At 72.1% G+C, this 23011-nt stretch carries 19 protein-coding genes; 8 read left to right on the top strand and 11 right to left on the bottom strand.

The window, feature by feature from the left end:
• Positions 1 to 3 precede the first annotated feature (3 nt).
• The 5 genes from D2L64_RS06405 to D2L64_RS06385 all read left to right on the top strand — a co-directional run bounded on the left by D2L64_RS06405 (position 4) and on the right by D2L64_RS06385 (position 6932).
• Complete coding sequence (locus D2L64_RS06405; RefSeq protein WP_119573775.1) at positions 4 to 1302, top strand: ABC transporter substrate-binding protein; 1299 nt, start codon at positions 4 to 6, stop codon at positions 1300 to 1302.
• Positions 1303 to 1376: 74 nt separating this feature from the next.
• A complete protein-coding gene (locus D2L64_RS06400) occupies positions 1377 to 2351 on the top strand; it encodes a carbohydrate ABC transporter permease (RefSeq protein ID WP_119573774.1) in 975 nt (324 codons plus the stop codon).
• Positions 2352 to 3230, top strand: a complete 879-nt coding sequence (locus D2L64_RS06395; RefSeq protein ID WP_119573773.1) for a carbohydrate ABC transporter permease — start codon at positions 2352 to 2354, stop codon at positions 3228 to 3230. It begins immediately after the preceding gene.
• Positions 3227 to 5458, top strand: a complete 2232-nt coding sequence (gene yicI, locus D2L64_RS06390) for an alpha-xylosidase (protein ID WP_119573772.1) — start codon at positions 3227 to 3229, stop codon at positions 5456 to 5458. Before D2L64_RS06395 ends, yicI begins: the two co-directional genes overlap by 4 nt.
• Before the next feature lie 76 nt (positions 5459 to 5534).
• On the top strand, positions 5535 to 6932 hold the full coding sequence (locus D2L64_RS06385; RefSeq protein WP_119573771.1) for a GH1 family beta-glucosidase: 1398 nt from the start codon (positions 5535 to 5537) through the stop codon (positions 6930 to 6932).
• Between the two features lie 167 nt (positions 6933 to 7099).
• Here D2L64_RS06385 and D2L64_RS06380 read toward each other — a convergent pair whose 3' ends face one another.
• From D2L64_RS06380 to D2L64_RS06360, 5 genes are all read right to left on the bottom strand, one after another.
• The gene (locus D2L64_RS06380) at positions 7100 to 7693 is read right to left on the bottom strand and encodes a nucleotidyltransferase family protein (RefSeq protein ID WP_119573770.1); all 594 of its coding nucleotides are present in this window, start codon (positions 7691 to 7693) and stop codon (positions 7100 to 7102) included.
• Positions 7694 to 7895: 202 nt separating this feature from the next.
• Positions 7896 to 9290 (bottom strand): hypothetical protein, encoded by a 1395-nt coding sequence (locus D2L64_RS06375; RefSeq protein WP_199714442.1) that lies wholly within the window; start codon positions 9288 to 9290, stop codon positions 7896 to 7898.
• Positions 9277 to 10176 (bottom strand): alpha/beta fold hydrolase, encoded by a 900-nt coding sequence (locus D2L64_RS06370; RefSeq protein WP_119573769.1) that lies wholly within the window; start codon positions 10174 to 10176, stop codon positions 9277 to 9279. The genes D2L64_RS06375 and D2L64_RS06370 overlap by 14 nt, the downstream gene beginning before the upstream one ends.
• Positions 10173 to 11180 carry an SDR family NAD(P)-dependent oxidoreductase gene (locus tag D2L64_RS06365; RefSeq protein WP_119573768.1) on the bottom strand — a complete coding sequence of 336 codons (1008 nt, stop codon included), beginning with the start codon at positions 11178 to 11180 and terminating at the stop codon, positions 10173 to 10175. The genes D2L64_RS06370 and D2L64_RS06365 overlap by 4 nt, the downstream gene beginning before the upstream one ends.
• An 83-nt stretch (positions 11181 to 11263) precedes the next feature.
• Positions 11264 to 12844 carry an alpha/beta fold hydrolase gene (locus D2L64_RS06360; protein WP_199714441.1) on the bottom strand — a complete coding sequence of 527 codons (1581 nt, stop codon included), beginning with the start codon at positions 12842 to 12844 and terminating at the stop codon, positions 11264 to 11266.
• Between the two features lie 200 nt (positions 12845 to 13044).
• Here D2L64_RS06360 and D2L64_RS06355 point away from each other — a divergent pair, with 200 nt between their 5' ends.
• The gene (locus tag D2L64_RS06355) at positions 13045 to 13569 is read left to right on the top strand and encodes an alpha/beta hydrolase (RefSeq protein WP_233558800.1); all 525 of its coding nucleotides are present in this window, start codon (positions 13045 to 13047) and stop codon (positions 13567 to 13569) included.
• A gap of 21 nt (positions 13570 to 13590) precedes the next feature.
• Here the strand turns inward: D2L64_RS06355 and D2L64_RS06350 are convergent, their stop codons facing one another.
• The 3 genes from D2L64_RS06350 to D2L64_RS06340 all read right to left on the bottom strand — a co-directional run bounded on the left by D2L64_RS06350 (position 13591) and on the right by D2L64_RS06340 (position 16194).
• On the bottom strand, positions 13591 to 14631 hold the full coding sequence (locus D2L64_RS06350; protein WP_119573767.1) for a hypothetical protein: 1041 nt from the start codon (positions 14629 to 14631) through the stop codon (positions 13591 to 13593).
• Complete coding sequence (locus D2L64_RS06345) at positions 14628 to 15125, bottom strand: SigE family RNA polymerase sigma factor (protein ID WP_119573766.1); 498 nt, start codon at positions 15123 to 15125, stop codon at positions 14628 to 14630. The genes D2L64_RS06350 and D2L64_RS06345 overlap by 4 nt, the downstream gene beginning before the upstream one ends.
• A 76-nt stretch (positions 15126 to 15201) precedes the next feature.
• Entirely contained in the window at positions 15202 to 16194 is a 993-nt protein-coding gene (locus D2L64_RS06340) for an XdhC family protein (protein ID WP_158603464.1), read from the bottom strand.
• A gap of 129 nt (positions 16195 to 16323) precedes the next feature.
• Between D2L64_RS06340 and D2L64_RS06335 the strand changes: the two genes are divergently transcribed.
• Positions 16324 to 16863 (top strand): (2Fe-2S)-binding protein, encoded by a 540-nt coding sequence (locus tag D2L64_RS06335; protein WP_119573764.1) that lies wholly within the window; start codon positions 16324 to 16326, stop codon positions 16861 to 16863.
• A complete protein-coding gene (locus tag D2L64_RS06330; RefSeq protein ID WP_119573763.1) occupies positions 16860 to 17852 on the top strand; it encodes an FAD binding domain-containing protein in 993 nt (330 codons plus the stop codon). The genes D2L64_RS06335 and D2L64_RS06330 overlap by 4 nt, the downstream gene beginning before the upstream one ends.
• 27 nt (positions 17853 to 17879) lie before the next feature.
• Here D2L64_RS06330 and D2L64_RS06325 read toward each other — a convergent pair whose 3' ends face one another.
• The 3 genes from D2L64_RS06325 to D2L64_RS06315 all read right to left on the bottom strand — a co-directional run bounded on the left by D2L64_RS06325 (position 17880) and on the right by D2L64_RS06315 (position 22979).
• A complete protein-coding gene (locus tag D2L64_RS06325; RefSeq protein ID WP_119573762.1) occupies positions 17880 to 18983 on the bottom strand; it encodes a hypothetical protein in 1104 nt (367 codons plus the stop codon).
• A gap of 96 nt (positions 18984 to 19079) precedes the next feature.
• Positions 19080 to 21167, bottom strand: a complete 2088-nt coding sequence (locus tag D2L64_RS06320; RefSeq protein ID WP_233558799.1) for a xanthine dehydrogenase family protein molybdopterin-binding subunit — start codon at positions 21165 to 21167, stop codon at positions 19080 to 19082.
• Between the two features lie 105 nt (positions 21168 to 21272).
• Positions 21273 to 22979 (bottom strand): bifunctional 3'-5' exonuclease/DNA polymerase, encoded by a 1707-nt coding sequence (locus tag D2L64_RS06315; RefSeq protein ID WP_119573898.1) that lies wholly within the window; start codon positions 22977 to 22979, stop codon positions 21273 to 21275.
• Positions 22980 to 23011: the final 32 nt, after the last annotated feature.

The raw sequence follows: 23011 nt of genomic DNA, 5'->3' as shown, positions 1-23011 counted from the left end.
GCAATGCACCGATTCCGCAGAGTAGCCGTGGCGGCCGTGGTGGCCGCGCTCACGGCGACGAACCTCGCCGCCTGCGGCGGCGGCGACAGCGAGGACAGCAGCGCCAACGTCCTGAAGCTCTGGCACTACGAGAGCGCCAACAGCGCGATGGGCATCGCCTGGGACCGGGCGATCGAGATCTTCAAGGAAGAGCACGAGGGCGTCGAGGTCCGCTTCGAGCGCAAGGCGTTCGAGCAGATCCAGCAGAACGCCGGAATGATCATCAACTCGTCCGAGGGCCCGGACATCATGGAGTACAACAAGGGCAACGCCACCTCCGGCCTGCTCTCCTCGCAGGGCCTGCTCACCGACCTGACCGAGGAGGCGACCAAGCGCGGCTGGGACAAGGCGCTGAGCCCCAGCCTGCAGACCACCGCCCGGTACGACAACGGCGTGATGGGCTCGGGCAACTGGTACGGCGTGCCCAACTACGGCGAGTACGTGATGGTCTACTTCAACAAGGAGCTGTTCGCCGAGCACGGCGTCAGCGTGCCGACGACGATGGCCGAGTTCACCGCGGCGATGGACACCTTCGTCGCCAAGGGCGTCACCCCGCTGGGCATGTCCGGCGCCGAGTACCCGGCCGGGCAGCTCTTCTACCAGCTCGCCCTCTCCCGCGCCGACCGGGCCTTCGTGAACAACTACCAGCTGTACGCCAACCCGGTCGACTTCAAGGCCGACCCGATGAGGTACGGCGCGGAGACCTTCGCCGAGTGGGTGCGCAAGGGTTACGTCGCCAAGGACTCGGCCAGCCTGAAGGCCGAGGACATGGGTACCGCCTTCATGTCCGGCAAGGCGCCGATGATCGTCTCCGGCAGCTGGTGGTACGGCCGCTTCAAGAGCGAGATCAAGTTCGACTGGGACAGCTTCCTGTTCCCCGGCAACACCCTGCACGCGGGCTCGTCGGGCAACCTCTGGGTGGTCCCGGAGACCAGCAAGGCCAAGAACCTGGCGTACGACTTCATCGACATCACCCTGCGTCCGGAGATCCAGGGGCTGATCGGCAACAACGGCGGCGTACCGGTCTCCGGTGACCCGGCCACGATCAGCGACGAGAAGGACCGCAGGCTGGTCGAGAACTTCAACAACATCAGCTCCCAGGACGGTCTGGCCTTCTACCCGGACTGGCCGGTGCCCGGCTACTACGACGTACTGGTCTCCGGCTTCCAGAGCCTGATCAACCAGTCCAAGACCCCGGACCAGGTCCTCGACTCGATCGCCAAGCCCTACCAGGACGGCGTCGCGGAGATCAAGCGCAACTGAGCGGCGGCCGGGGGCGGGCGTTCCGGGCGACCGGTTCACCGGTACGCCCGCCCTCCGGCGCGGAAGGACCTGCCATGGCTTCGCCCGACACCGCCGCCCGGCCACGGGCGGGCGCGTCACCTCCGACCCCGACGGCCCGGCCGAAACGTCGGCCGTCCCGCTCCGACGCCGCGTACTGGCTCTACCTCCTGCCCGGTGCGCTGCTGTTCCTGCTCGTCATCGGTGGGCCGCTGGTCTACACCGGATACCTGTCCCTCACCAAGTGGTCCGGGGTCGGCGACCCCACCTTCATCGGGCTGGACAACTACCGCAACCTGCTCACCGACGACGTCTTCTGGACCTCGTTCAAGAACACCATCGCGATGATCGTCGCGATGGTGGTGGTACCGACCGTGGTCGGGCTGCTGCTCGCCGCGGTGCTCTTCGACACCATCGGCCGCCGGTTCCGGCCGCGTACCGCCGCCGCCCTGCGGGCCGCGTTCTACCTGCCGCAGGTGCTGCCGGTGGTGGTGGCCGGCATCGTCTGGGGTTGGATCCTGCGACCCGACGGCGCCCTCAACGGGCTGCTGGACGCGGTCGGGCTCGGCGCGCTCAGCCACGACTGGCTGGGTGACCCGGGCACCGCGCTGCCGGTGGTGATGGCGGTGATGATCTGGGTGCAGATCGGCTACCCGGTGGTGGTCTTCATGGCCGCGCTGGAGCGGGTCAACCCCGAACTGTACGAGGCCGCGGAGATCGACGGCGCCGGCTGGTTCCGGCGGTTCCGGGCGATCACCCTCGCCCAGATCCGGCCGGAGACCTTCGTGGTCGGCCTGACCTGCACCATCGCGGCGATGAAGGTGTTCGGCCCGATCTACGCGCTGACCCGCGGTGGCCCGGAGAACGCCACGAACGTGCCGTCGTACTTCGCCTACTTCACCTTCTTCAAGCGGCTCAACGTCGGCTACGGATCGGCGATCTCGATGGTGCTGACGCTGATCATCGTGGTGGTGGCGGTGCTGTTCATCCGGGCGCAGAACCGCGCCGAGCGACGGGACGGAGTGCTGTAGATGGCCGTCACCCTCACCCCGCCCCGGCCCGCCCGCCGTCGGACGCCGGACCGGCACCACCGGGGCGCCACCCGCTGGATCGTGCTGGTGCTGGTCACCGCCGCCGCGCTGGCCATGCTGGTGCCGTTCGCGTTCATGCTGCTCAACGCGTTCAAGTCGCCCGGCGACTACTCGACGAACGGGCCGCTGAGCTGGCCGACCGAGTTCTACACCACCGGGCTGCGCACCTACTGGGAGCAGGTCGACTTCCCGGTCAAGCTGTGGAACTCGATCCTCATCTCCGGTTCGGTGGCCGTCCTCGCCGTGGTGGTGTCGCTGCTCAGCGCGTACGCCCTCGGCATCGGCCGGGTCCGCGGCCGGCTCTGGATCATCGGCCTCTTCCTGCTGGCCAACATGCTGCCGCAGGAGGCGCTGATCTACCCGCTGTACCACTTCGCCAAGGAGGCCGGGCTCTACAACACCCGCCTGGCCGTGATCATCATCTTCACCGTCATCCAGGCCGCCTTCGGCACCTACCTGCTCGCCTCGGTGCTCGGCGCCTTCCCCCGTACGCTGCTGGAGGCCGCCGCGCTCGACGGTGCCGGCAGGTGGCGGATCCTGTGGCGGGTGGTGCTGCCCAACATCCGGCCCACCATCTCCGTGCTGTTGGTCTTCTTCTTCATCTGGACCTGGAACGAGTTCCTGATCCCGCTGGTGATGCTGATCGACAACTCGACCCAGACCGTCCCGGTCGCGCTCGCCTCGTTGCAGGGCGACCGGCTGATGGACGCCCCCACCACCAACGCCGGGGCACTGCTCAGCCTGCTTCCGGCGATCCTGTTCTTCCTCATCTTCCAGCGCACCCTCGCGCGCGGCATCACGGCAGGAGCCGACAAGTGAAGTTCACCGACGGGTACTGGCAACTGCGTCCCGGCGTCACCGTGCTTCGCCCCGGCGCGGTGGAATCGGTGGAGCCCGACGAGCGCTCGTTCACCGTCTTCGCGCCGATCGGCAAGATCACCGGGCGGGGGGACACCCTCAACCGGCCGGTGGTCACCGTCCGGTTCTTCTCCCCCGCGCCCGGGGTGGTCGGGGTGACCGTCGGCCACCACAGCGGCGGGCTGCCCAAACAACCCCGCTTCGCCCTCGCCGAGGACGGCGGGCATCCGGTGCGGGTGGAGGTCACCGGGCTCAGCGCCCGGTTGACCACCGGGGAGCTGACCGTCCGGGTCGCGCTGACCGGGCCCTGGCAGGTCGACTTCCTGCGCGGCGACAAGCTGGTCACCTCCTCCACCGAACGCAGCATCGGCGTGGTCACCGACGCCGAGGGGGGCAAGTACGTGCACGACCGGCTGGCGCTCGGCGTCGGCGAGACCGTCTACGGGCTGGGCGAGCGGTTCGGGGCGTACGTCAAGAACGGGCAGACCGTCGACATCTGGAACGCCGACGGCGGCACCGCCAGCGAGCAGGCGTACAAGAACGTGCCGTTCTACCTCAGCAGCGCCGGCTACGGCGTCTTCGTGGACCACCCGGAGCACGTGTCGTTCGAGGTGGGCTCCGAGGTGGTCTCGCAGACCCAGTTCAGCGTGCCGGGACAGTCGCTCACCTACCACGTGATCGACGGCCCCACCCCGAAGGACGTACTGCGTCGCTACACCGCGCTGACCGGTCGCCCGGCCCGGGTGCCGGCCTGGTCGTACGGGTTGTGGCTGTCCACCTCGTTCACCACCTCGTACGACGAGAAGACGGTCACCGAGTTCATCGACGGGATGGCCGAACGCGACCTGCCGCTGTCGGTGTTCCACTTCGACTGCTTCTGGATGCGGCAGTTCCACTGGGTCGACTTCGTCTGGGATCCGGCGACCTTCCCCGACCCGGAGGGGATGCTCCGCCGGTTGCACGAACGCGGCCTGAAGGTGTGCGTCTGGATCAACCCGTACATCGCCCAGCGGTCGTACCTGTTCGAGGAGGGTCGGCAGGCCGGCTACCTGGTCCGCAACCCGGACGGGTCGATCTGGCAGTGGGACAAGTGGCAGGCCGGCATGGCGCTTGTCGACTTCACCAACCCGGACGCCGCCCGCTGGTTCGCCGACAAGCTCAAGGTGCTGCTGGACATAGGCGTCGACTGCTTCAAGACCGACTTCGGTGAGCGCATCCCCACCGACGTGGTCTGGCACGACGGCGCCGACCCGCAGCGGATGCACAACTACTACTCCCACCTCTACAACAAGACCGTCTTCGAACTGCTGGAGACCGAACGTGGCCGGGGCGAGGCGGTGGTCTTCGCCCGATCGGCCACGGCCGGCGGGCAGCAGTTCCCGGTGCACTGGGGTGGCGACTGCGAGTCCACCTTCGTGGCGATGGCCGAGTCGCTGCGCGGCGGGCTATCCCTGGCCGCCTCCGGCTTCGGCTACTGGAGCCACGACATCGGCGGCTTCGAGGGCACCCCGGACGCCACGGTGTTCAAGCGCTGGATCGCCTTCGGGCTGCTCTCCTCGCACTCGCGGCTGCACGGCTCCGGCTCGTACCGGGTGCCGTGGGCGTACGACGACGAGGCGGTCGAGGTGCTGCGCCGGTTCACCCGGCTCAAGATGTCGCTGATGCCGTACCTGGCGGCGGCGGCCGACGAGGCGCACCGCGAGGGCATTCCGGTGATGCGGCCGATGATCGTGGAGTTCCCGGACGACCCGGCCGCCGCGTACCTGGACCGGCAGTACATGCTCGGCCCGGACCTGCTGGTCGCACCGGTGATGAGCGCCGACGGCCAGGTCACCTACTACGTGCCGGCCGGCACCTGGACGAACCTGATGACCGGCGCGCAGGTCACCGGCCCGGGTTGGGTCAGCGAGAAGCACGGCTTCGACACCGTGCCGGTGCTGGCCCGTCCCGGCGCGGTCATCCCGTTCGGCTCGGTCACCGACCGGCCCGACTACCCGTGGGCCGACGGCGTGCGGCTGCGCTGGTACGCCCCGGCCCCCGGGCAACGGACCCGGGTACGGATACCGTCGCCCGACGGTGGTCCGGGCACCGAGTTCGAGGTGCACCACCAGGACGGGACGGCCACCGCCGAACTGGTGGCGGGCGTCTCGTCGGGATACAGCTGCGAGGTCACGGAGGTGGCGAAGTGAGCGAGCGTCAGCGAGCGAATCATCAATCCAGTGCAACCGTGCCTCATGACGGCACGCAGCGAAGCGGAGTGCCGGCATGAGCGATGTCGTGTTTCCCGAGGGATTCGTCTGGGGTTCGGCCACCGCGGCGTACCAGATCGAGGGTGCCGCGAGGGAGGATGGTCGAGGTCCGTCGATCTGGGACACCTACAGCCACACCCCGGGACGCACCCTGAACGGGGACACCGGCGACGTGGCGGCCGACCACTACCACCGCTGGGCCGACGACCTCGACCAGTTGACCGCGCTCGGGCTCGACGCGTACCGGTTCTCGATCGCCTGGCCGCGGGTGCAGCCCGGCGGATCCGGCCCGGTCAACCAGGCCGGGGTGGACTTCTACTCCCGGCTGGTGGACCGGCTGCTCGAACTGGGCATCCGGCCGGTGGCCACGCTCTACCACTGGGACCTGCCGCAGGAGTTGGAGGACGCCGGGGGCTGGCCGGCGCGGGACACCGCGGCGCGGTTCGCCGACTACGCGGAGAAGATCGTCGGGGCGCTCGGCGACCGGGTGCACACCTGGACCACCTTCAACGAACCGTGGTGCTCGGCATACCTCGGTTACGCCTCCGGGGTGCACGCGCCGGGGCGCACCGAGCCGGCCGGGGCGCTGGCCGCCGTACACCATCTGAACCTGGCACACGGCCTGGCCGGCCGGGTGATCCGCGAGCTGGCCCCGGCGGCGCAGCTGTCGGTCACGCTGAACCTGCACGTGATCCGCCCGGCCTCGGACTCGGCCGCCGACGTGGACGCGGCCCGCCGCATCGACGCGCTGGCCAACCGGGCGTTCCTCGGCCCGATGCTGGACGGCACCTACCCGGCGGACCTGCTCGCCGACACCGCCGCCGTCACCGACTGGTCGTTCGTGCGCGACGGCGACGAGCAGACCGCCGCCGTGCCACTGGACGTGCTGGGCGTCAACTACTACTCGACCACCCTGGTCCGCGCCTGGGACGGGCAGTCCCCCAAGTCGGACGCGGACGGGCACGGCCGCTCGAAGCACTCGGCCTGGGTCGGCTCGGAGCAGGTCGAGTTCCTGCCGCAGCCCGGCCCGTACACCGCGATGGGCTGGAACATCGAGCCGGCCGGTCTGACCGAACTGCTGCTGCGGCTGCACCGGGAGTACCCCGACCTGCCGCTGATGATCACCGAAAACGGCGCCGCCTTCGACGACGTGGTCACCCCCGACGGCGCGATCCACGACGACCGCCGAGTCGACTACCTACGCCGGCACATCGCCGCCACGCACGAGGCGATGGCGGCCGGGGCCGACGTACGCGGCTACTTCGTCTGGTCCCTGCTGGACAACTTCGAGTGGGCGTACGGCTACGACCGCCGCTTCGGCATCATCCACGTCGACTACGCCACCCAGCAGCGCACCTGGAAAGACTCCGCCCACTGGTACCGCACCCTCACCACCACCAACCGCCTCCCCTGACAGCCCCACACCCGCACCACACGCGCACCCTCACCACACGCGCCTGCCCACGCGCGCCGTCACTGCCCGCGTCGATCATGGAGTTCCGGTCCCCGCGAAAGGGGCATTCACCCCATCCAGGCGACCGAAACTCCATGATCGACGGGGCAGGGTGGGGGTGGGGCGGGTTAGACGCCTACGCGTTGTTCGGGGACGGAGAGGCCGTAGAGGGCCATGAGTTCGGGGGTGTCGACGCGACTGCCGTCGGCGACGGTGTCGCAGGCGATGTCGACGATCTGGTCCTTGTGCGCCAGCAGGTACGGGCGGGCGCCGACGTCGGCGCTGGCCAGGGTCGCGATGCCGGCCCAGTGCCGGCGACCGAACAACATCGGGTAGCCGCGCAGGCCGTTGTAGGTGGCGCAGACCAGCACGTCGGGGAAGGGCAGCGCGGTCACCCGGCGGACGGCGGCGGCGGTCAAGCCGGGCATGTCGACCGGTACCACCACCACCGCCTCGACCTTGTCGTCGTCGATTCCGGCCAGGCCGGCGCGGATGGACGAGCCGACTCCGGTCCCCCAGGCCCGGTTGACCACCACCGTGGCGCGACCCAGGTCGGCGGTCTCGCGGACCTGGTCGGCCGCGGCACCCAGGACGACCACGATCTGCCCGCAGCCCGCCTCCGTCAGCGTGTCGATCATCTGGTCGACCAGGGGCTTGCCGTCCTGGTGCAGCAGGGCCTCCGGACCGCCGATACGGCGTCCGCCCCCCGCGGCGATGATCATTCCTGCGATCCGGTTCAGAGCTGCGCTCCCTCCAGCGTGGGAGCGGCCGGGGCGTGGCCCCCGGCCGTTCCGTCCTACGCACACCGATTGCAACGACTCGCGGCGAACGAGAGTGGCGGGTCAAAAGATATAAATTGGGCATCCTTCGCCAATCGCGCCAACTCGGTGAAGCATCGAGTGGTGGCGCGACGGCACCGACAACTCAGGCCGGCACCGACAACCGTTCCCACCGCACGCCCGGGTAGTCGCCCCGCTCGGCCAGGAACCCGTCGAACTCGTCGAGGGTGAGCGCACCCGGCATCGGATAGCGCGCCGGGATCTCCCGCAGCGCCTCGTCGTACCGGGCGAAGATCGACATCTCGTACGGATAGGTGTCCAGGTCCTGCCCGACGTACCGACCACGGCGGCGGGCCCGGGCGATCACCGCCCGCCAGTCGTCCGACGACGGCGCACCCACCGCCTCCACGCCGTGCTGGAACAGCGACAGGTCGATGTCGTCGAACGGCTCCCGGTCGTCCAGGTAGTTCTGTACGTCACGCAGCGACGGGTCCATGTTGAACGTCATCCAGAAGGGCACAGTGCCGGTCCGCAACGTCCACCACGGCTCCAGCACAATGAACGACTCCACGAACAGCCGGTTCGCCGGGATCCGCCGGCGCTGGTACCACCAGCGGTACAGGTCGGCCACCATCGGCGACGGTTTGGCCGGGGTGTCGAAGGCCAGCCGCCGCACCTGGTAGCCGTGCTGGCGGGCGAAGCGTTCGATGTCCTCACCCAACGCGGGCGCGAACCCCCACTCCGCCTCCGGGCTGACGCTGTCCGGTTCCGGTCCGTGCCAGCGGCGCACCGGCGAGTCGTACCGGTGCAGGTACTCAGCCACCCGGTCGCCGCCCTCGTGGAACTCCTCCTCGGTGGCCCCACCCACGGCGCCGTGCTGGAAGACATGCCGGCTGCCGAGAGTGGTGGTACGCCACCGGCGTCGGCAGTCCGAGATGATGATCGTCCCGCCCGGGCGCAACGTCGAATGCAGGAACCGTTCGTACGCCGGGCCGAGTACCCGCCGCTTGTAGCGGAAGTAGGTCAACGCCCGCACCATCAGCCGGTCCTGGTTGGCGTCGTGCATATGGTGCAGTTGGATGTCCGGGTTGGCGTCCAACAGGGCACGACCGGGACGCAGCCCCCGGCGCATGGCGCCCGTCGGGTCGTCCGGGTGCACCCACTGTCGCACCGGGATGAAGAACGTCTGCGGCAGCCACGGGATGCCCAACGCGGCACACAGGTGCACCAGCGCGCCGCAGGACGAACCCACCACCACCGCCGGGTACGACCGCTGCGGGTACTCGCCGACCACCCACTCGTTGACCCGTTCCACGTCGATGTGGCGCATCCGGCGGGAACTGACCGCCTCGGTCATCCCGGAGCCGATGAAGGCGATCTCGCGCAGCCGACGAGGCAGCCGGTCGGTGAGCTTCACCAACGGCTTGAGGCCGGTCGGCTGGCCCAGCGCCGGGAACTGCTCGCCACGCAGGTACCGGGCGGTGGCCGTGAGCATCGCCGAGGCCGAGTCGAAGCTGGCCAGGAAGTCAGGCGCGGACACCGGCCACCTCCCCCGCCGCGGGCCGACCTTCGATACGGTCGAGGAAGCCCTGGACGACCCGGGACAGCTCCACCGGATTCTCGTAACTCATCGCGTGCACCGCGCCGGGCACGGTGACCAGTTCCCCACCACAGCGGGCCCGCAGCTGGCGTACCCAACTCGCGGAGACCAGCGGATCCCGGCTTCCCCGGCAGATCAGCACCGGCATCCGCAGCCGGCCGACCTTCTCCTCGGGGCGCTGGGCCAGCGCGGAGGAGAAGGTCCGCACCACCCGCCCGAGGCCGGCCCGCCGGTAGTCGTCCAGCTGGATCGCGCGCAGCCGCAGCGACTGGGTGGCCTGTTCCTGCTGCCAGCGCCACAATTGCCTGCGCCAGCTCCGCCGTTCGGGCTCGACGATCGGGCTGACCAGCACCAGCGCCCGTACCGCTGCCGGGTTGCGTAGCGCCACGTCGATGACGATCTGACTGCCCAGCGAGACCCCCACCAACATCGCCGGTGCCGCGGTGGTGGTGGTCAACCAACTGGTCAATGCCGCACCCAGTTCACCTATCCTGGGCACCGGACGCGGTTTGCCGCTGCGCCCGTAGCCGGGCAGGTCCGGAGCGAGGACGAGCCCACCGACGGCGAGGCGGCGGGCCGTCGGCGCCACCATCCGCGCCGCCACGCCGAGACCGTGGACCAGCACGATCGGCGGGCGGACCGACCGGACACCCCAGCGCAGGCCGCGCAGCTGCCACGACTCGGCAGCCCGACGACCCGCCCGCTCCCGCCACGTCGCCGGTGCGGGCACCGTCACCAGATGCTCCTCGACGCTGGGCAGCACCACCCCGGGTGGCAACGGGGACAGCTCCGGCCCGGTGGGGCGGACCAGTGCCGACGTGCTCATCGCCGGGCCCAGCGGGTGCGCCCCCGCGAGGTCGTGGCGGCGCGCGAGGCCGAGACCAGCGCTGCGCCAAGCAGCAGGCCGGCGCCGAGCAGTGCCTTGGCGCCCCGACGCCGCCGACCGTCCACTCCGGACCGCCAGCCGTCGTCGACCCGGGCCCCGAAGTCCGCCGGTTCGAACAGGTTGCCCTCGGTGGGCGCGGTCGCCTCGTCGGCGAAGTGCTGACGGCCCAGCACCCGGGCACCGGCCCGCTCCACCAGTCCGGGGGCGATCCGGGCGGCCAGCACCCCGGCTCGGCTCGCACCGCCCACCGGCACCTCCCGCCGGGGCCGGTCCGCGCACCGGAGCACCGCCGCCGCGACCCGATCGGCGGGCACGGGCTGCCCCGGTGGTACGACGCGCCGGCCGGTCCAGTTCCCGGCCACCCGGAACAGTGGAGTGTCGACCGGGCCGGGCAGCACGGTGCAGACGGAGATGCCGTCGACGTCGCGCACCTCCTGGCGTACGCAGTCGCCCAACGCCCGGATGCCGTGCTTGCTGGCCGCGTACGCGCTCTGCTGGGGGAAACCGGTGTGCCCGAGCACCGACGAGACGTTGATCAGTGTGCCGCCGCCCTGTTCGCGGAACCAGGGCAGCACCGCCCGCACCCCGTGGTACGTGCCGAAGAGGTTGGTCTGCACCACCCGATGCCACAGCCGCGCCGGCACCTCCTCGGTACGCCCGTAAAGATTCACCGCGGCGTTGTTGACCCAGACGTCGACGCGACCGAACCGGGCCACCGCCTGCGCGGCCACCCGGTCCACCGCCTCCGCGTCGGTCACGTCGACGGCCGCCACCAGCACCTCGCTCCCCCGCCCTCGGCATTCGGTGGCCAGTTCCTCCAACGCGGCGGCCCGTCGGGCGACCAGCACCAACCCCCCGACGCGCTCGGCGAACCGCAGCGCGCACGCCCGTCCGATGCCGCTCGACGCCCCGGTCACCACCACGACCCGGTCCCGCTTACCCATCACGCCCCCCGATCTATATGAGGCTTACCCTACGTTTTGTAGTGATCTGGCATCAGCGCATCCGCCGGACCGCGCCGACTTCCTCAGTCGAACCGCCCGGCGGCCGGAACTCCGAACGGCAGCGCGAACGACCGGCCCCAGGTCCGCCAGGGCGGACAGTCCAACGCCGGCCGGCCATCGAGAAATCGATTTACCTCGCGGTAGAAGGCCGGCCGGTCCGGCAGGTACGGGTGGGCCACCCGCAGCGGGCAGACGTTGCGCGACACCGGCAGCCGCCAGCCGTCGGGCATCAGCGGCAGGTCGGTCGCCGAGGTGACGCTGACCGCCCGGGTGCCCGCCGGCAACGGCCGGTCGAACAACCGCGCCACGCTGTTCGCCTCGGCCAGCAACTCCCGGGCCGCCGGGGCATCCGGCTCGAACTGGAAGTCCACCGCATCGGCGATCGGCACCAGCAGCCGCAGCAGGTCCCCGGCCACCCGGCCCCGCCCATCCCGCCCCGGCGGCGGGTAGCCGACCGGGCTCTCCGGAAACGGACCGACCAGCACCAGTACGTCGACCTGCGGGGCAAGACCCCGGGCGACGGCGTCCCAGGCCACCCACGCACCGTGCGAATGGCCCATCACCACCAGCGGTCGCGGCAGCTCGCGTACCTGGGCGGCGAAGGCCGCCACCTGCTCCGGCAGGGGCTGCTGGGTGTCCGCCGGCTGGTACGGCGCCCCGGTACGGATCGGGCACAACGCCCGCCCCCGCGGCTGCCCGTCACCGGGACCGGCGTACGAGAAGTAGTAGGTCTGGTCGCAGTCGTAGCCGAGCACGTCGGCCCGGCTGCTGAACATCGTCCCCCGACCGGAGGCGGAGTTGATCCCGGACATCAGCAGGATCGAGCCTGCTCGGCGTTGCGCCGGCTCGCCGGGTTCGACCGGGCGGGTCGCCACGAAGACCGTCGCGGCGAACAGCAGCACCGCCAGCACCCCCGCCAACCGCCACTGCGGGCGGCTCGGCGTGGGCCCGCGCAACACCACCACGGTCGCCGCAGTGGCCAGTGCCGAGACGGGCACCAGCCACACCGCCACGGCGGACTCGACGGTGGCCAGCGCGCCGATCGCGGCGACGACCAGCGCGTACCCCAGCATCGCCGGGGCCCGGAACCCACCGCGTACGGTCCCGGCCAGGGCGGAACGGAACCGCTCGGTACGCCGCCACGGCACCGGCGCGAGCAGCATGGCCAGCGCCGCCACCACGGCGAGTGCCGGCCAGAACAGCCGCGAGTAGAGCAACGCCGCCGCCGCGTACGTAGCTTCCGCCGCGAACAGCAACAGCGGCAGCACGAGCAGGTAGAAGCTCAGCACGAGTCGTACCCGGGACCAGCTGAAGCCACCCAGCATCAACACCAGCACGCTCACCCGCACGGTGAGCGAGGCGGCCAGCCCGAGCACGAACAACGGCCAGGACGGCGCCCAGGTGAGCAGCAACCGCAGGTCGCCGTAGAGGTCCAACGGCGGTAACGCGACCAGGTGCACCAGACCCGGCCAGCGGGGCAGCAACCCCACCCCGGCGGCCACGGTGACCAGCACCGCCAGGCCCGCCAGCGGCCACAGCCGCACCGGCACGCCGGTCAGCAGGGCGACGAGCCGATGCCGTACGCGGGAACCCGTCGTCACCATGCGACCGATGCTGGACGACCGGACGCGACCTGTCCGGAATCTCGCGATTCACCCCACCCGGCGCACCGGTTTCGGAGACAGTGCTGGTAGGCAACGACGCGCGGGGCTGCGCACCACCGCGGTACAGAACCCGCTGACCTCGTTGGCCGACGACGCGGCCGCCACCCGCCGCGCCCTCGACCGGCAGGACGGGCCCGACGGTGCTGGCCGGGCACTCCTGGGCCGGTACGGTGATCACCGAGGCCGGTGACCATCCGAACGTCTGCGCGCTGGTCTACGTGGCCGCCCGGGCACCCGACGTCGGCGAGGACTACACCGCCCTCGCCGCGCAGTTCCCCACCCCGCCGGCCAACGCCGGACTGGTCCACCACGACGGCTACGCGCAGCTGGGCGAGGAGAGTTTCCTGACCGACTTCGCCGGTGGCGTCGACCCGGCCCGGGCCCGGGCCCTCTACGCGGTGCAGGTACCGATCGCCGGTGACCTGTTCAAGGCCCGGACGACCGTCGCCGCCTGGCGGGACAAGCCCTGCTACTACTCGGTCTCCAGCCAGGACCGCACCACCGCACCGGAACTCGAACGGTTCCTGGCGCAACGGATGGGTGCGACCACCATCGAGGTCGAGTCGTCACACCTGGCCATGGTGACCCATCCGGAGGCGATCGCCGACCTCATCCTGATGGCCAGCCGGGAAACGCCGGGCCCACGCTTCGCCGGCCCGCGCTAGCCACATCGTCGGCTCGCCGGGTCAACCGCCCACGTTCGCCGGGTCCGGCGTCAGGACCACCTGCCATGCCCCGGTGACGTGCTCGGGCAGCACCTCGACGACCACCGGATCGTCCGGGTCGACGTCACCGGTCGGCCGTCCGACGCCGTCCTCGTCGCCGTACGTCGCCAGGCCGGTCGCCCGGTAGTCCCACCACTCGCCGGTGCCGACCTCACGGTCGTCCACCAGCAGGCGCAGCCGGCCCGGCGTCTGCGACACCATGTGCGCCGCGCCCAGCGCCCGCCAGGTCAGCTCCAGCCGGACCGGACGCGTCGGGTCGTCCGGCGTCGAGCGGATGATGACCACATTCGGGCAGCGGGCCGCGGTGCAACCGGCCGGTAGCTCCGCCTCGGCCAGCGGGGTCAGCGTGCCGGCGGGCGGGGACGGCAGGGGGTAGTCCTCGAACGGGACGCGTTCGCCGACGGCGATCCCGAACTCGCCCTGCCGCGGGATCGGCACCACGACGGTGCCCATCTCGCCGGACTGCCAGGCGCTGTCGAGGGTCAGGACGAAGGTGACGGGCCGACCGACCTCGACGCCCAACCCGGCCCAGTCCGACGGTTGCAGGCTGCCGTCGCGGCAGGTGCCGTCCGCGACGGCGCGGCCGTCGACGTGCACCGTCCGCTCCACCGAGATGCCCTGGCCGAAGCCGGCGCAGCGGGTCAGCACGACGAGATCGAGGGTGGTCGGCACCATGGTCACCTCGACCCGACGGGTCGGTGCCGACGCACCGCGCGCGGCGACCACGCGGACGCCCCCGGTGTACTCCGGGAAGCCCTCGTTGAGCTGCGTCGGTGCGGGTGTGACCGCCGGGGTCGGCGGCAGGTGCGGCCGCAGTCCGGGCACGACGACGGCGGTGACCACCACCGCGGCCACCCCGGCGCTGGTCCAGACCGCGATCCGCCGCCGACGCCGGGCCAGCACCTTGGCCCGTACGCCGCCGAGCCGCGCCCGGTGCAGGACCTGTTCGGCCGAGTCGCCGGAGCGTTCGTCGAGCACCTGCTTGAGGTCGGTGAGATTCATCGCGGCATCCCTTCCGGCGCAAGCGTCTCGTCCAGCCGGAGCTTGGCCAGCGCCCGGCTGGCCTGGCTCTTGACCGTGCCGACCGAACAGCCCAGCGTCTCGGCGACCTCGAGTTCGGACAACTCCTCGAAGTAGCGCAGCACGAGCACGGCCCGCTGGCGGCGAGGTAGCCGGCCCAGCGCCCGCCAGAGCTGGTCACGGTCGTCCAGCCCGGTCTCCGGGTCCGCCGTCACGGCCAACTCGGGCAGCTCGGCGGTGGGCAGTTCGCCGCGCCACCGCCGCCGCCACCAGGAGGCGTAGGTGTTCACGATGGTCCGACGCACGTACGGCTCGGGGTCGCCGTCGATGCGCTGCCACGCCTCCCAGGCCCGGGCCAGCGCCGTCTGCAACAGGTCCTCGGCCAGCGCCCAGTCCCGGGTGAGCAGGAAGGCGGTGCGCAGCAGCCGCGACGAACGGGTCGCGACGAAGTCGTCGAACCCCTCCGGTGTGTTCACGTGCCCGCCCTCCTGAGCAAGTCGGTCAAGAGGTAGTACCGGCTGGGCCTGGGAAAGGTTGCCTCGTCGGTCTTGCTCACCCGACCGGTTGCGGCGCGGGCGTCTCCACCGCCCGGATGCGGCCCCGCAGGTCCCGCAGCCGGCCGCCGGTACGCCGGTTGCCGACCGCCACCACCTCGGCGAGCATCGACAGCGCGGTCTGGGCGAGGGAGGTCGCGCCGAGGTCCAGCCCGGCCGGGCCGGTGAGCCGGTCCAGTCCGGGCAGCCCGGCCAGCCGGGCCAGCCGCCGGGTGTGGGTGTCCCGGCTGCCCAGCACACCGACGTACCCGGCCGACCCGGCCAACGCGGCCCGGATCGCCCGGTCGTCGATGCGGGGGTCGTGGGTCACCACCAGGACCGCGTCCCGGGTGGTCAGCTTGGCGGCGGCCAGCCACTCGTCCGGCCAGACGCAGACCACGTCGTCGGCGGTGGGCACCCGCTCGGGTCGGGCGTAGGCCGGTCGCGGGTCGACCACCACGACCCGCTGTCCCAGCGGTGCGGCAAGCGCCGCCAGCATGGCGGCGAGGTCCGTCGCGCCGACGACCAGCAGCACCGGCCCGGATCGCAGTTCCTCGACGAAGTGTTCCGAGCCGCCGGGCAGCCCGGACCGGTCGGCCGCGGTGGACCAACGGAACGGTGGTTCGAGTTCGACGGCCACGGCCAGCGGGCGGCGGGTGGCCAGGGCGGCGCTGACGGCGGCGAAGACCGGGCCGACCGGCGCCGGGCAGATCAGTACGCCCAGCTCGCCGGCGCAGGCCGGCGCGGGCTCCCAGGGCATCAGGTCCGCGCCGGGGCGGACCGAGGTGAGCCGGGGGGCGGCGCCGTCGAGCACCGACCGCGCCTCGTCGAGCAGGGCGCCTTCGACGCAGCCACCGGAGACCGACCCGGTCCAGCCGCCGTCGGCGGCCACCGCCATGGTGGCGCCCAGCGGTCGCGAACCCGGACCGGTCCGGCGGACCAGCCGGGCCAGCACCACCCGCTGCCCGGCGCCGTGCCGCTGCGCGACGAACGGCCACACCTCCGACAACATCCGTCGCCACCCTCCCGACCAGCTCGGCGTTGCGTCCATTTTTATAGCTCTTGACCCGGTTAGCGGCTCAGATCCGCTTAGTAAGGATATTTTGGTCGGCAGGTCACCAGCGCCAGGGAGCCGCCCACCATGGACACCGAGATCACGCTCCGGGTCGACGGAGCCGACCACCGGCTCACCGTCGACACCCGGACCACCCTGCTCGACGCGCTGCGCGAACGGCTGGGCAACACCAGCCCCAAGAAGGGCTGCGACCACGGCCAGTGCGGCGCCTGCACGGTGCTGCTCGACGGGCGCCGGGCCAACAGCTGCCTCGCGCTGGCGGTGGCGCACGACGGGGCCGACGTGGTCACCGCCGCCGGGCTGGCCACCGACGGAGAGCTGCACCCGATGCAGCGCAGCTTCATCGAGCACGACGCGTTCCAGTGTGGCTACTGCACCCCGGGGCAGATCGTCTCCGCGGTCGCCATGGTCGAGGAGGCCGCGACCGGGTGGCCCAGCGCGGTGACCTTCACGCCACCGGCCGGCCCGGACGCCGCGCCCGATCTCGGCCCGGTCGACCTGGCCGCCCAGCCCGACGAGATCCGCGAGCGGATGAGCGGCAACCTGTGCCGCTGCGCCGCGTACGCGAACATGATCCCCGCCATCCAGGAGGTGGCCCGGTCATGAGGCCGTTCCGGTACGAGCGCGCCACCGACCCGGCCAGCGCGGTCGCCCTGCTCGCCCGCTCACCGCAGGCGGCCTTCCTCGGCGGTGGGACGAACCTGGTCGACCTGATGAAGCTCGACGTGGCCCGGCCCGACCTGCTGGTCGACATCCGTGGGGTGACCTCGCGGGCGATCGAGGAACTGCCCGACGGCGGGGTACGCATCGGCGCCGGGGTCTCCAACAGCGACCTGGCCGCCGACCCGCTGGTCCGCCGCCGCTACCCGGTGGTGGCCCAGGCGGTGCTCAACGGCGCCTCCACCCAGCTGCGCAACCTCGCCACCGTCGGCGGCAACCTGTTGCAACGCACCCGCTGCCTGTACTTCCAGGACGTCACCACCGCCTGCAACAAACGCGAGCCCGGCACCGGCTGTTCGGCCATCGCGGGACACAACCGGGACCTGGCCATCCTCGGTACGTCACCGGAGTGCATCGCCACCAACCCGTCGGACCTGGCGGTCGCGCTGGCCGCGATGGACGCCGTGGTGCAGACCGTCGGCCCGGACGGCGGCCGCCGTATCCCGCTGACCGAACTACACCGGCTGCCCGGCAGCGAACCACAGCACGACAACGTGCTGACCCACGGCGAGCTGATCACCGCGGTCGACCTGCCGCCGCTGGCTGTCGCGGCCCGCTCGTACTATCGCAAGATCCGCGACCGGGCCTCGTACGCCTTCGCCCTGGTCTCCGTCGCCGCCGCGATCGACCTCGCCGACGGGCGGGTACGCGACGTGCGGATCGCGCTGGGCGGGGTGGCGCACAAGCCGTGGCGGGCCACCCGGGCCGAGGACCTGTTGCGCGGTGGGCCGGTCGACGAGCAACGACTCCGGCGCGCCGCCGAGGCGGAACTGGCCGACGCCCGACCGCAGTCGGCGAACGCCTTCAAGATCCCGCTGGCCCGCAACGCCATCGTCCGTACCGTGCTGGACCTGGTGCAGGCGGCGCCGGCCTGATCAGGCGCCCGGCGGCGCCAGAACTGATCAGGCGCCGTCCCGCCGGATGGCGCGGAGCCGGCGCCGGACGCCGCCGGCCGCCCGGTTGCGCAGCCGGGTGAGGGTGTCCTCCGCGGGGCGCTCCGCCCGCTCGCTGAGGGCCTCGGCGTGCCCGAGCAGCTCGACGATCGTCTCGACGGCGATGTCGAGCAGGTGGCCGTCCGCGACGGTGTCGGGGCTGTCGCCCGGCGTCAGCCGTCTCGGCCGCAGGTCGTCGAGGTCACCGGCGATCCGGCAGGGGTACCCGCGGAGCTCCTCGATCTGCTGCTCGGCGAGGTCCGCCACCCAGCCGACCCGCTCCGACCCGATGCCGAACCGCAGTTTGTTGGCCCGCCGCTTGAGCACCGCGTCGACCAGGTGCCGGTGCACCACCCGACGGTACGGGGTGCGCAGCGGATAGCGGTCCCCCAACTTCCGGTTGACCCGCCGGAGCAACTCGATCTCGGCGGCGCCGAGCGAGGGGTTGGCGGCCGGAGCGGTCAGTTCGCACAGCCCGTCCGGGATGCCGACGATGCCGGCGAAGCGGTGCCACAGCACCTCGGGCGGGGCACCCGGCGCCGGCACCGTCACCAGGTGCCGCTGCCGCGCCGGCACCAGGTCACCCCAACGGCGCAGCATCCGCAACGCGGTGTGGTTCTCCCAGAAGACCTCGCAGCGGCCCTCCTCGACGGCGTGGAGGAACTCCTCGAACCGCCAGCCGCTGCGGGCCCGGATGCTCTGCTGCCAGAACGACGGGAAGGTACGCCAGAGATCCCGACCGACCACCACGACGTGGACCTCGGCGGGGGCCAGGCTGGCCACCGCGCGGGCCGCCTGCGTACCGTCGGCCGCGCCGAGGCCCTCGTTGCTGACGACCACGTCACCGGACCACTCCCGCGCCCTGGCGGCCAGCCGGTCCCAGGTCCAGTACACCTCGGCGTCGCGCCACGGCGCCGCCCGCAGGTCCGCCATCGCCTGGTCGTGCGCCACCGCGCTACCCGGCAGCAGGATGCCCGCCTCCGCCAGCCGGTCCCGGTTGCGCCAGAGCACGTTCTGCACGTAGGTGCTGCCGGTCTTCGGCGCCCCGATGTGCAGGTACACGCGCCTGGCCATGCCGCCTCCCGGTAATCCTCACCACCTCGACCGCAACGGTCGAGTACGGCGGCACAGGATGGCAGGCGAACATGAACAACACGGAAAGCGCGGCTCCTACCCGGGCAGGAGCTTGTCCAGCGTGACGGGCAGTTCGCGGACGCGTACACCGGTGGCGTGGTGCACCGCGTTGGCGATGGCCGCGGCGGCCCCGACGATGCCGATCTCACCGGCACCCTTGATCCCGAGCGGGTTGAGCTGGCTGTCCTCGTCGGTGACCCAGTACGCCTCGACCGCCGGCACGTCGGCGTTGCTGCTGATGTGGTAGCTGGCCAGGTCGTGGTTGGCCCAGGTGCCGTACCGGTCGTCGAAGGCGCCCTCCTCGTGCAGCGCCATAGACAACCCCATGGTCATCCCGCCGACGAGCTGGCTGCGCAGGGTGGTCGGGTTGACCGCCCGACCGACGGCGAAGACACCGAGCAGCCGCCGTACCCGGATCTCGCCGGTGTCGGCGTCCACCCGCACCTCGGCGAACTGCGCGCCGTACGCGAAGCGCGGCAGGGTGGCCTGCGCGGCCACCTCCTCGGCGCTGCTCGCCTCGACGAGCAGCCCGCCGGCCGGTACCACGCCGCGCAGTTCGGCGAGCCGCTCGCAGAGCCGTTCGCAGGCGCGGACCACCGCCCAGCTCCACGAGGCCAGGCCGGTCGACCCGCCGGCCACCTCCGCGTAGGGCAGTGCGGTGTCGCCGATCTCGATCCGCACCCGCTGCGGTGGCGCGCCCAGCGCGTCGGCGGCCACCTGCCACAGGGCGGTACGCGCGCCGGTGCCGATGTCGGCCGCGTTGATCCGTACCTCGAAGGTGCCGTCGGCGTACGCGGCGGCCGAGGCGGCGGCGGGCCGGATCCGGGCGGGATAGCTGGAGCCGGCCATGCCGGTGCCGTACCGCCAGCGCCCCTCCCGGCGGCTGCCGGGCGTCGGATCCCGGTCCGACCAGCCGAAGCGGCGCGCCCCGTCGGTGAGACAGGCGGCCAGGTTGCGACTGGTGAACGGGTGGCCGCTCTCCGGGTCGACGGTGGTGTCGTTGCGCAACCGCAGTTCCACCGGATCGAGCCCGCAGGCCAGGGCCAGTTCGTCCAGTGCGGACTCCAACGCGAACGAGCCCGGGGTGTATCCCGGTGCCCGCATCCAGAACGGGGTGGGCACGTCGAGCCGGACCACCCGGTGGGTGGTGCGCCGGTTGGGAGCGGCGTACATGTTGCGGGTGTAGACGGCGGTCTGTTCGGCGAACTCGGTCACCGTCGAGGTCTGGCTGACCGCGTCGTGGGCGACGGCGGCGATCCGTCCGTCCCGGTCGGCACCGAGCCGGACCCGCTGGATGGTCGGGGTGCGGTAGCCCACCGGACCGAACATCTGTTGCCGGGTCAGGGCCAGCCGGACCGGCCGGTCGACAACCCGGGCCGCCATCGCGGCCAACACCGTCTGGATCTTGACGTAGAGCTTGCCGCCGAACCCGCCACCGATGTGCGCGTTGACCACCCGGACGGACTCCATGGGCAGCTCGAACAGCCGGGACAGCAGCTCCTGGGCGGGCAGCGTCCCCTGGCTGGCGTCGTGCACCAGCAGCTGTCCGTCCCGCCACTGGGCGGTCGAGGCGTGCGGCTCCAGCGGGCTGTTGTGGTAGGACGGCGTGCGGTACGCGAGGTCCAGCCGGACCGGCGCGGCGGCGAACCCCGCGTCGAAGTCGCCGGCGGACACGTCGGTGGGATAGCTCGGGTTGACGTGGCCCGGCTGGTACAGGCCGGGATCCTGGTCGGACAGCTCGGTGCGGTGCGGCTGCACGTCGTAGTCGAGGTGGACGAGCCGGGCCGCCTCGCGGGCCGCCTCGATGGTCTCGGCCACCACCACCGCGACGGCCTGGCCCCGGAAGTGCACCGTCGGCTCCTGGAGCCGGTACAGCTCCGCGTCGACCCCGGCGGCCAGCCGGGGCGCGTTGCCGTGGTGCAGCACCGCCAGCACCCCGGCCAGGGCCGACGCGGCCTCGGTCCGCACGCCGGTGATCACACCGCGCACGATCGTCGCGGGCACGATCATGGCGTACGCCATGCCGTCGGCGGGGTACTCCACCGCGTACCGGGCGGTGCCGGTGACCTTGTCGTGGCCCTCCAGCCGGGTGAACGGCTGCCCGACCGCACCGACCGGGCTCACCACGGCGTCCCGACGAAACCCACAGGCAAGATTATCGACATAACGCTCATAATAGGACGTTCGGCACGGTGGGCGGCTCAGGTTCGCCGGGCCCGCGACCGACCATCAGGCCGCGTCGGCGTAACACTCGACGATCGACAGGTCCAACGGAAAGCGCACCGCCGTCTCGCCGAACAGCAGCTCGGTGGCCCGCCGGCCGGACCGCTCGACCGCCTCGGCCGCCCGCTCGGCCTGCTCCGCCGGACAGTGCACGATCACCTCGTCGTGCTGGAAGAAGACCAGTTCCGCGCGGGTACCGGCCAACTCGCCGCGAAGCACCGCCAGCAGGGTCGACGCCCACTCGGCGGCGGTGGCCTGGATGACGAAGTTCCGGGTGAACCGGCCCCGGGAGCGGGCCGCCCGGGCCCGGGGCGACTGCGGGTCACCCACCACGTCCTGGTCCACCACCCCCTCGTCGCCAACGAACCCGGACGTGCCCGGCGGGCAGGTCCGCCCCAACCACGAACGCACCAGCCCACCGGCCTCACCGGTACGCGCCGCCGCCTCGACGTAGCCGAACGCCGTCGGATAGTTGCGCCGCAGCACCGCCAGGGCCGGCACCGCCTCCCCGCCCGTCTGCCCGTACATCGCACCGAGCAGGGCCAGCTTGGCCCGACCCCGGTCACCGCCGAACGCGTCGCGGGCCAACGCCTGGTAGAGGTCACCGGTCCCGCCCGCCGCGGCGAGCCGGGCGTCGGCGGAGACCGCCGCCAGCACCCGCGGCTCCAGCTGCCCGGCGTCGGCCACCACGAAGCGCCAACCCGGATCGGCCACCGCCGCCCGGCGGATCACCTTCGGAATCTGCAACGCGCCACCGCCGCGGGTGGCCCACCGCCCCGACACCACCCCGCCGGGCACGTACTCCGGCTGGAACCGGCCGTCGCGGACCCAGGCGTCCCGCCAGGCCCGCCCGTGCGCCGTCCAGATCCGGTACAGCTCCTTGTACTCCAGTACCAGCGGCACCGCCGGATGGTCCACCCCGCGCAGCACCCAGGCCCGGGTGTTCGGCAGCTCCACGCCGACCCGGGCGAACGCCTTCAGCAGCTCCGCCGGGCTGTCCGCGTGCACCTGCCGCACCCCGAACGCCGCGGCGATCCGGGCGGCCAACTCGGCCAGCCGGCGGGGCGGCCCGCCGACCGGTGACGGCTCACCCAGCAGCTCGGCCAGCACCGCGTCGTGCACGTCGGCCCGCCAGGGCAGCCCGGCCGCACCCATCTCGGCGGCGATCAACGCGCCGGCCGACTCGGCGGCCACCAGCAACCGGAACCGGCCGGGCTGCTCGGTCGCCACGGCGCGGGCGAGTTGGTCGGCGTACACCCGGGTCAACGCGGTGATGCCGGGGCCCGGCGGCCCCGGCAGCGCGTCGAAGAGCGCGGTCTGCCCGGCGCCGGGCGGAGCGGCGGCGCGCGGCGGCGGATCGGGCGGCACCGGCGCGCCGGTCAGCCGCGCCCACGCCGCCGCCAGCGACCGCGGCTCACCCCAGCGGCCGGCGTGGCCGAGCAGCAGCGCCTCGGTCAACTCCACGTCGTGACAGCGCTCGACGCGGACCCCGGCGCGCAGCAACGCCGGATAGAGCACGGCGCCGCTGGCCCACACCCAGCGTGGCTGTTCGGCCCGCTCCCGGGCGGCGACCGCCTCGGCCAGGTCGGTCACCGCCTCCGGCGGACCGGTCGGGACGCCGGTCGGGTCGAGCGGTTGCAGCACTCCCCCGCCCTGCTCGTCCGAGACCACCGCCACCAGCACGAAGACGATTCTGCCGCCCCGGTACGACAGCCTCCTCGACCAGGGCACACCGTCCGTCGACC

Source organism: Micromonospora radicis (assembly GCF_003583405.1).
GTDB lineage: Bacteria > Actinomycetota > Actinomycetes > Mycobacteriales > Micromonosporaceae > Micromonospora > Micromonospora radicis.
The sequence above is the reverse complement of the archived record's forward strand: the minus strand, read 5'-3'. Positions and strand labels throughout refer to the sequence as shown.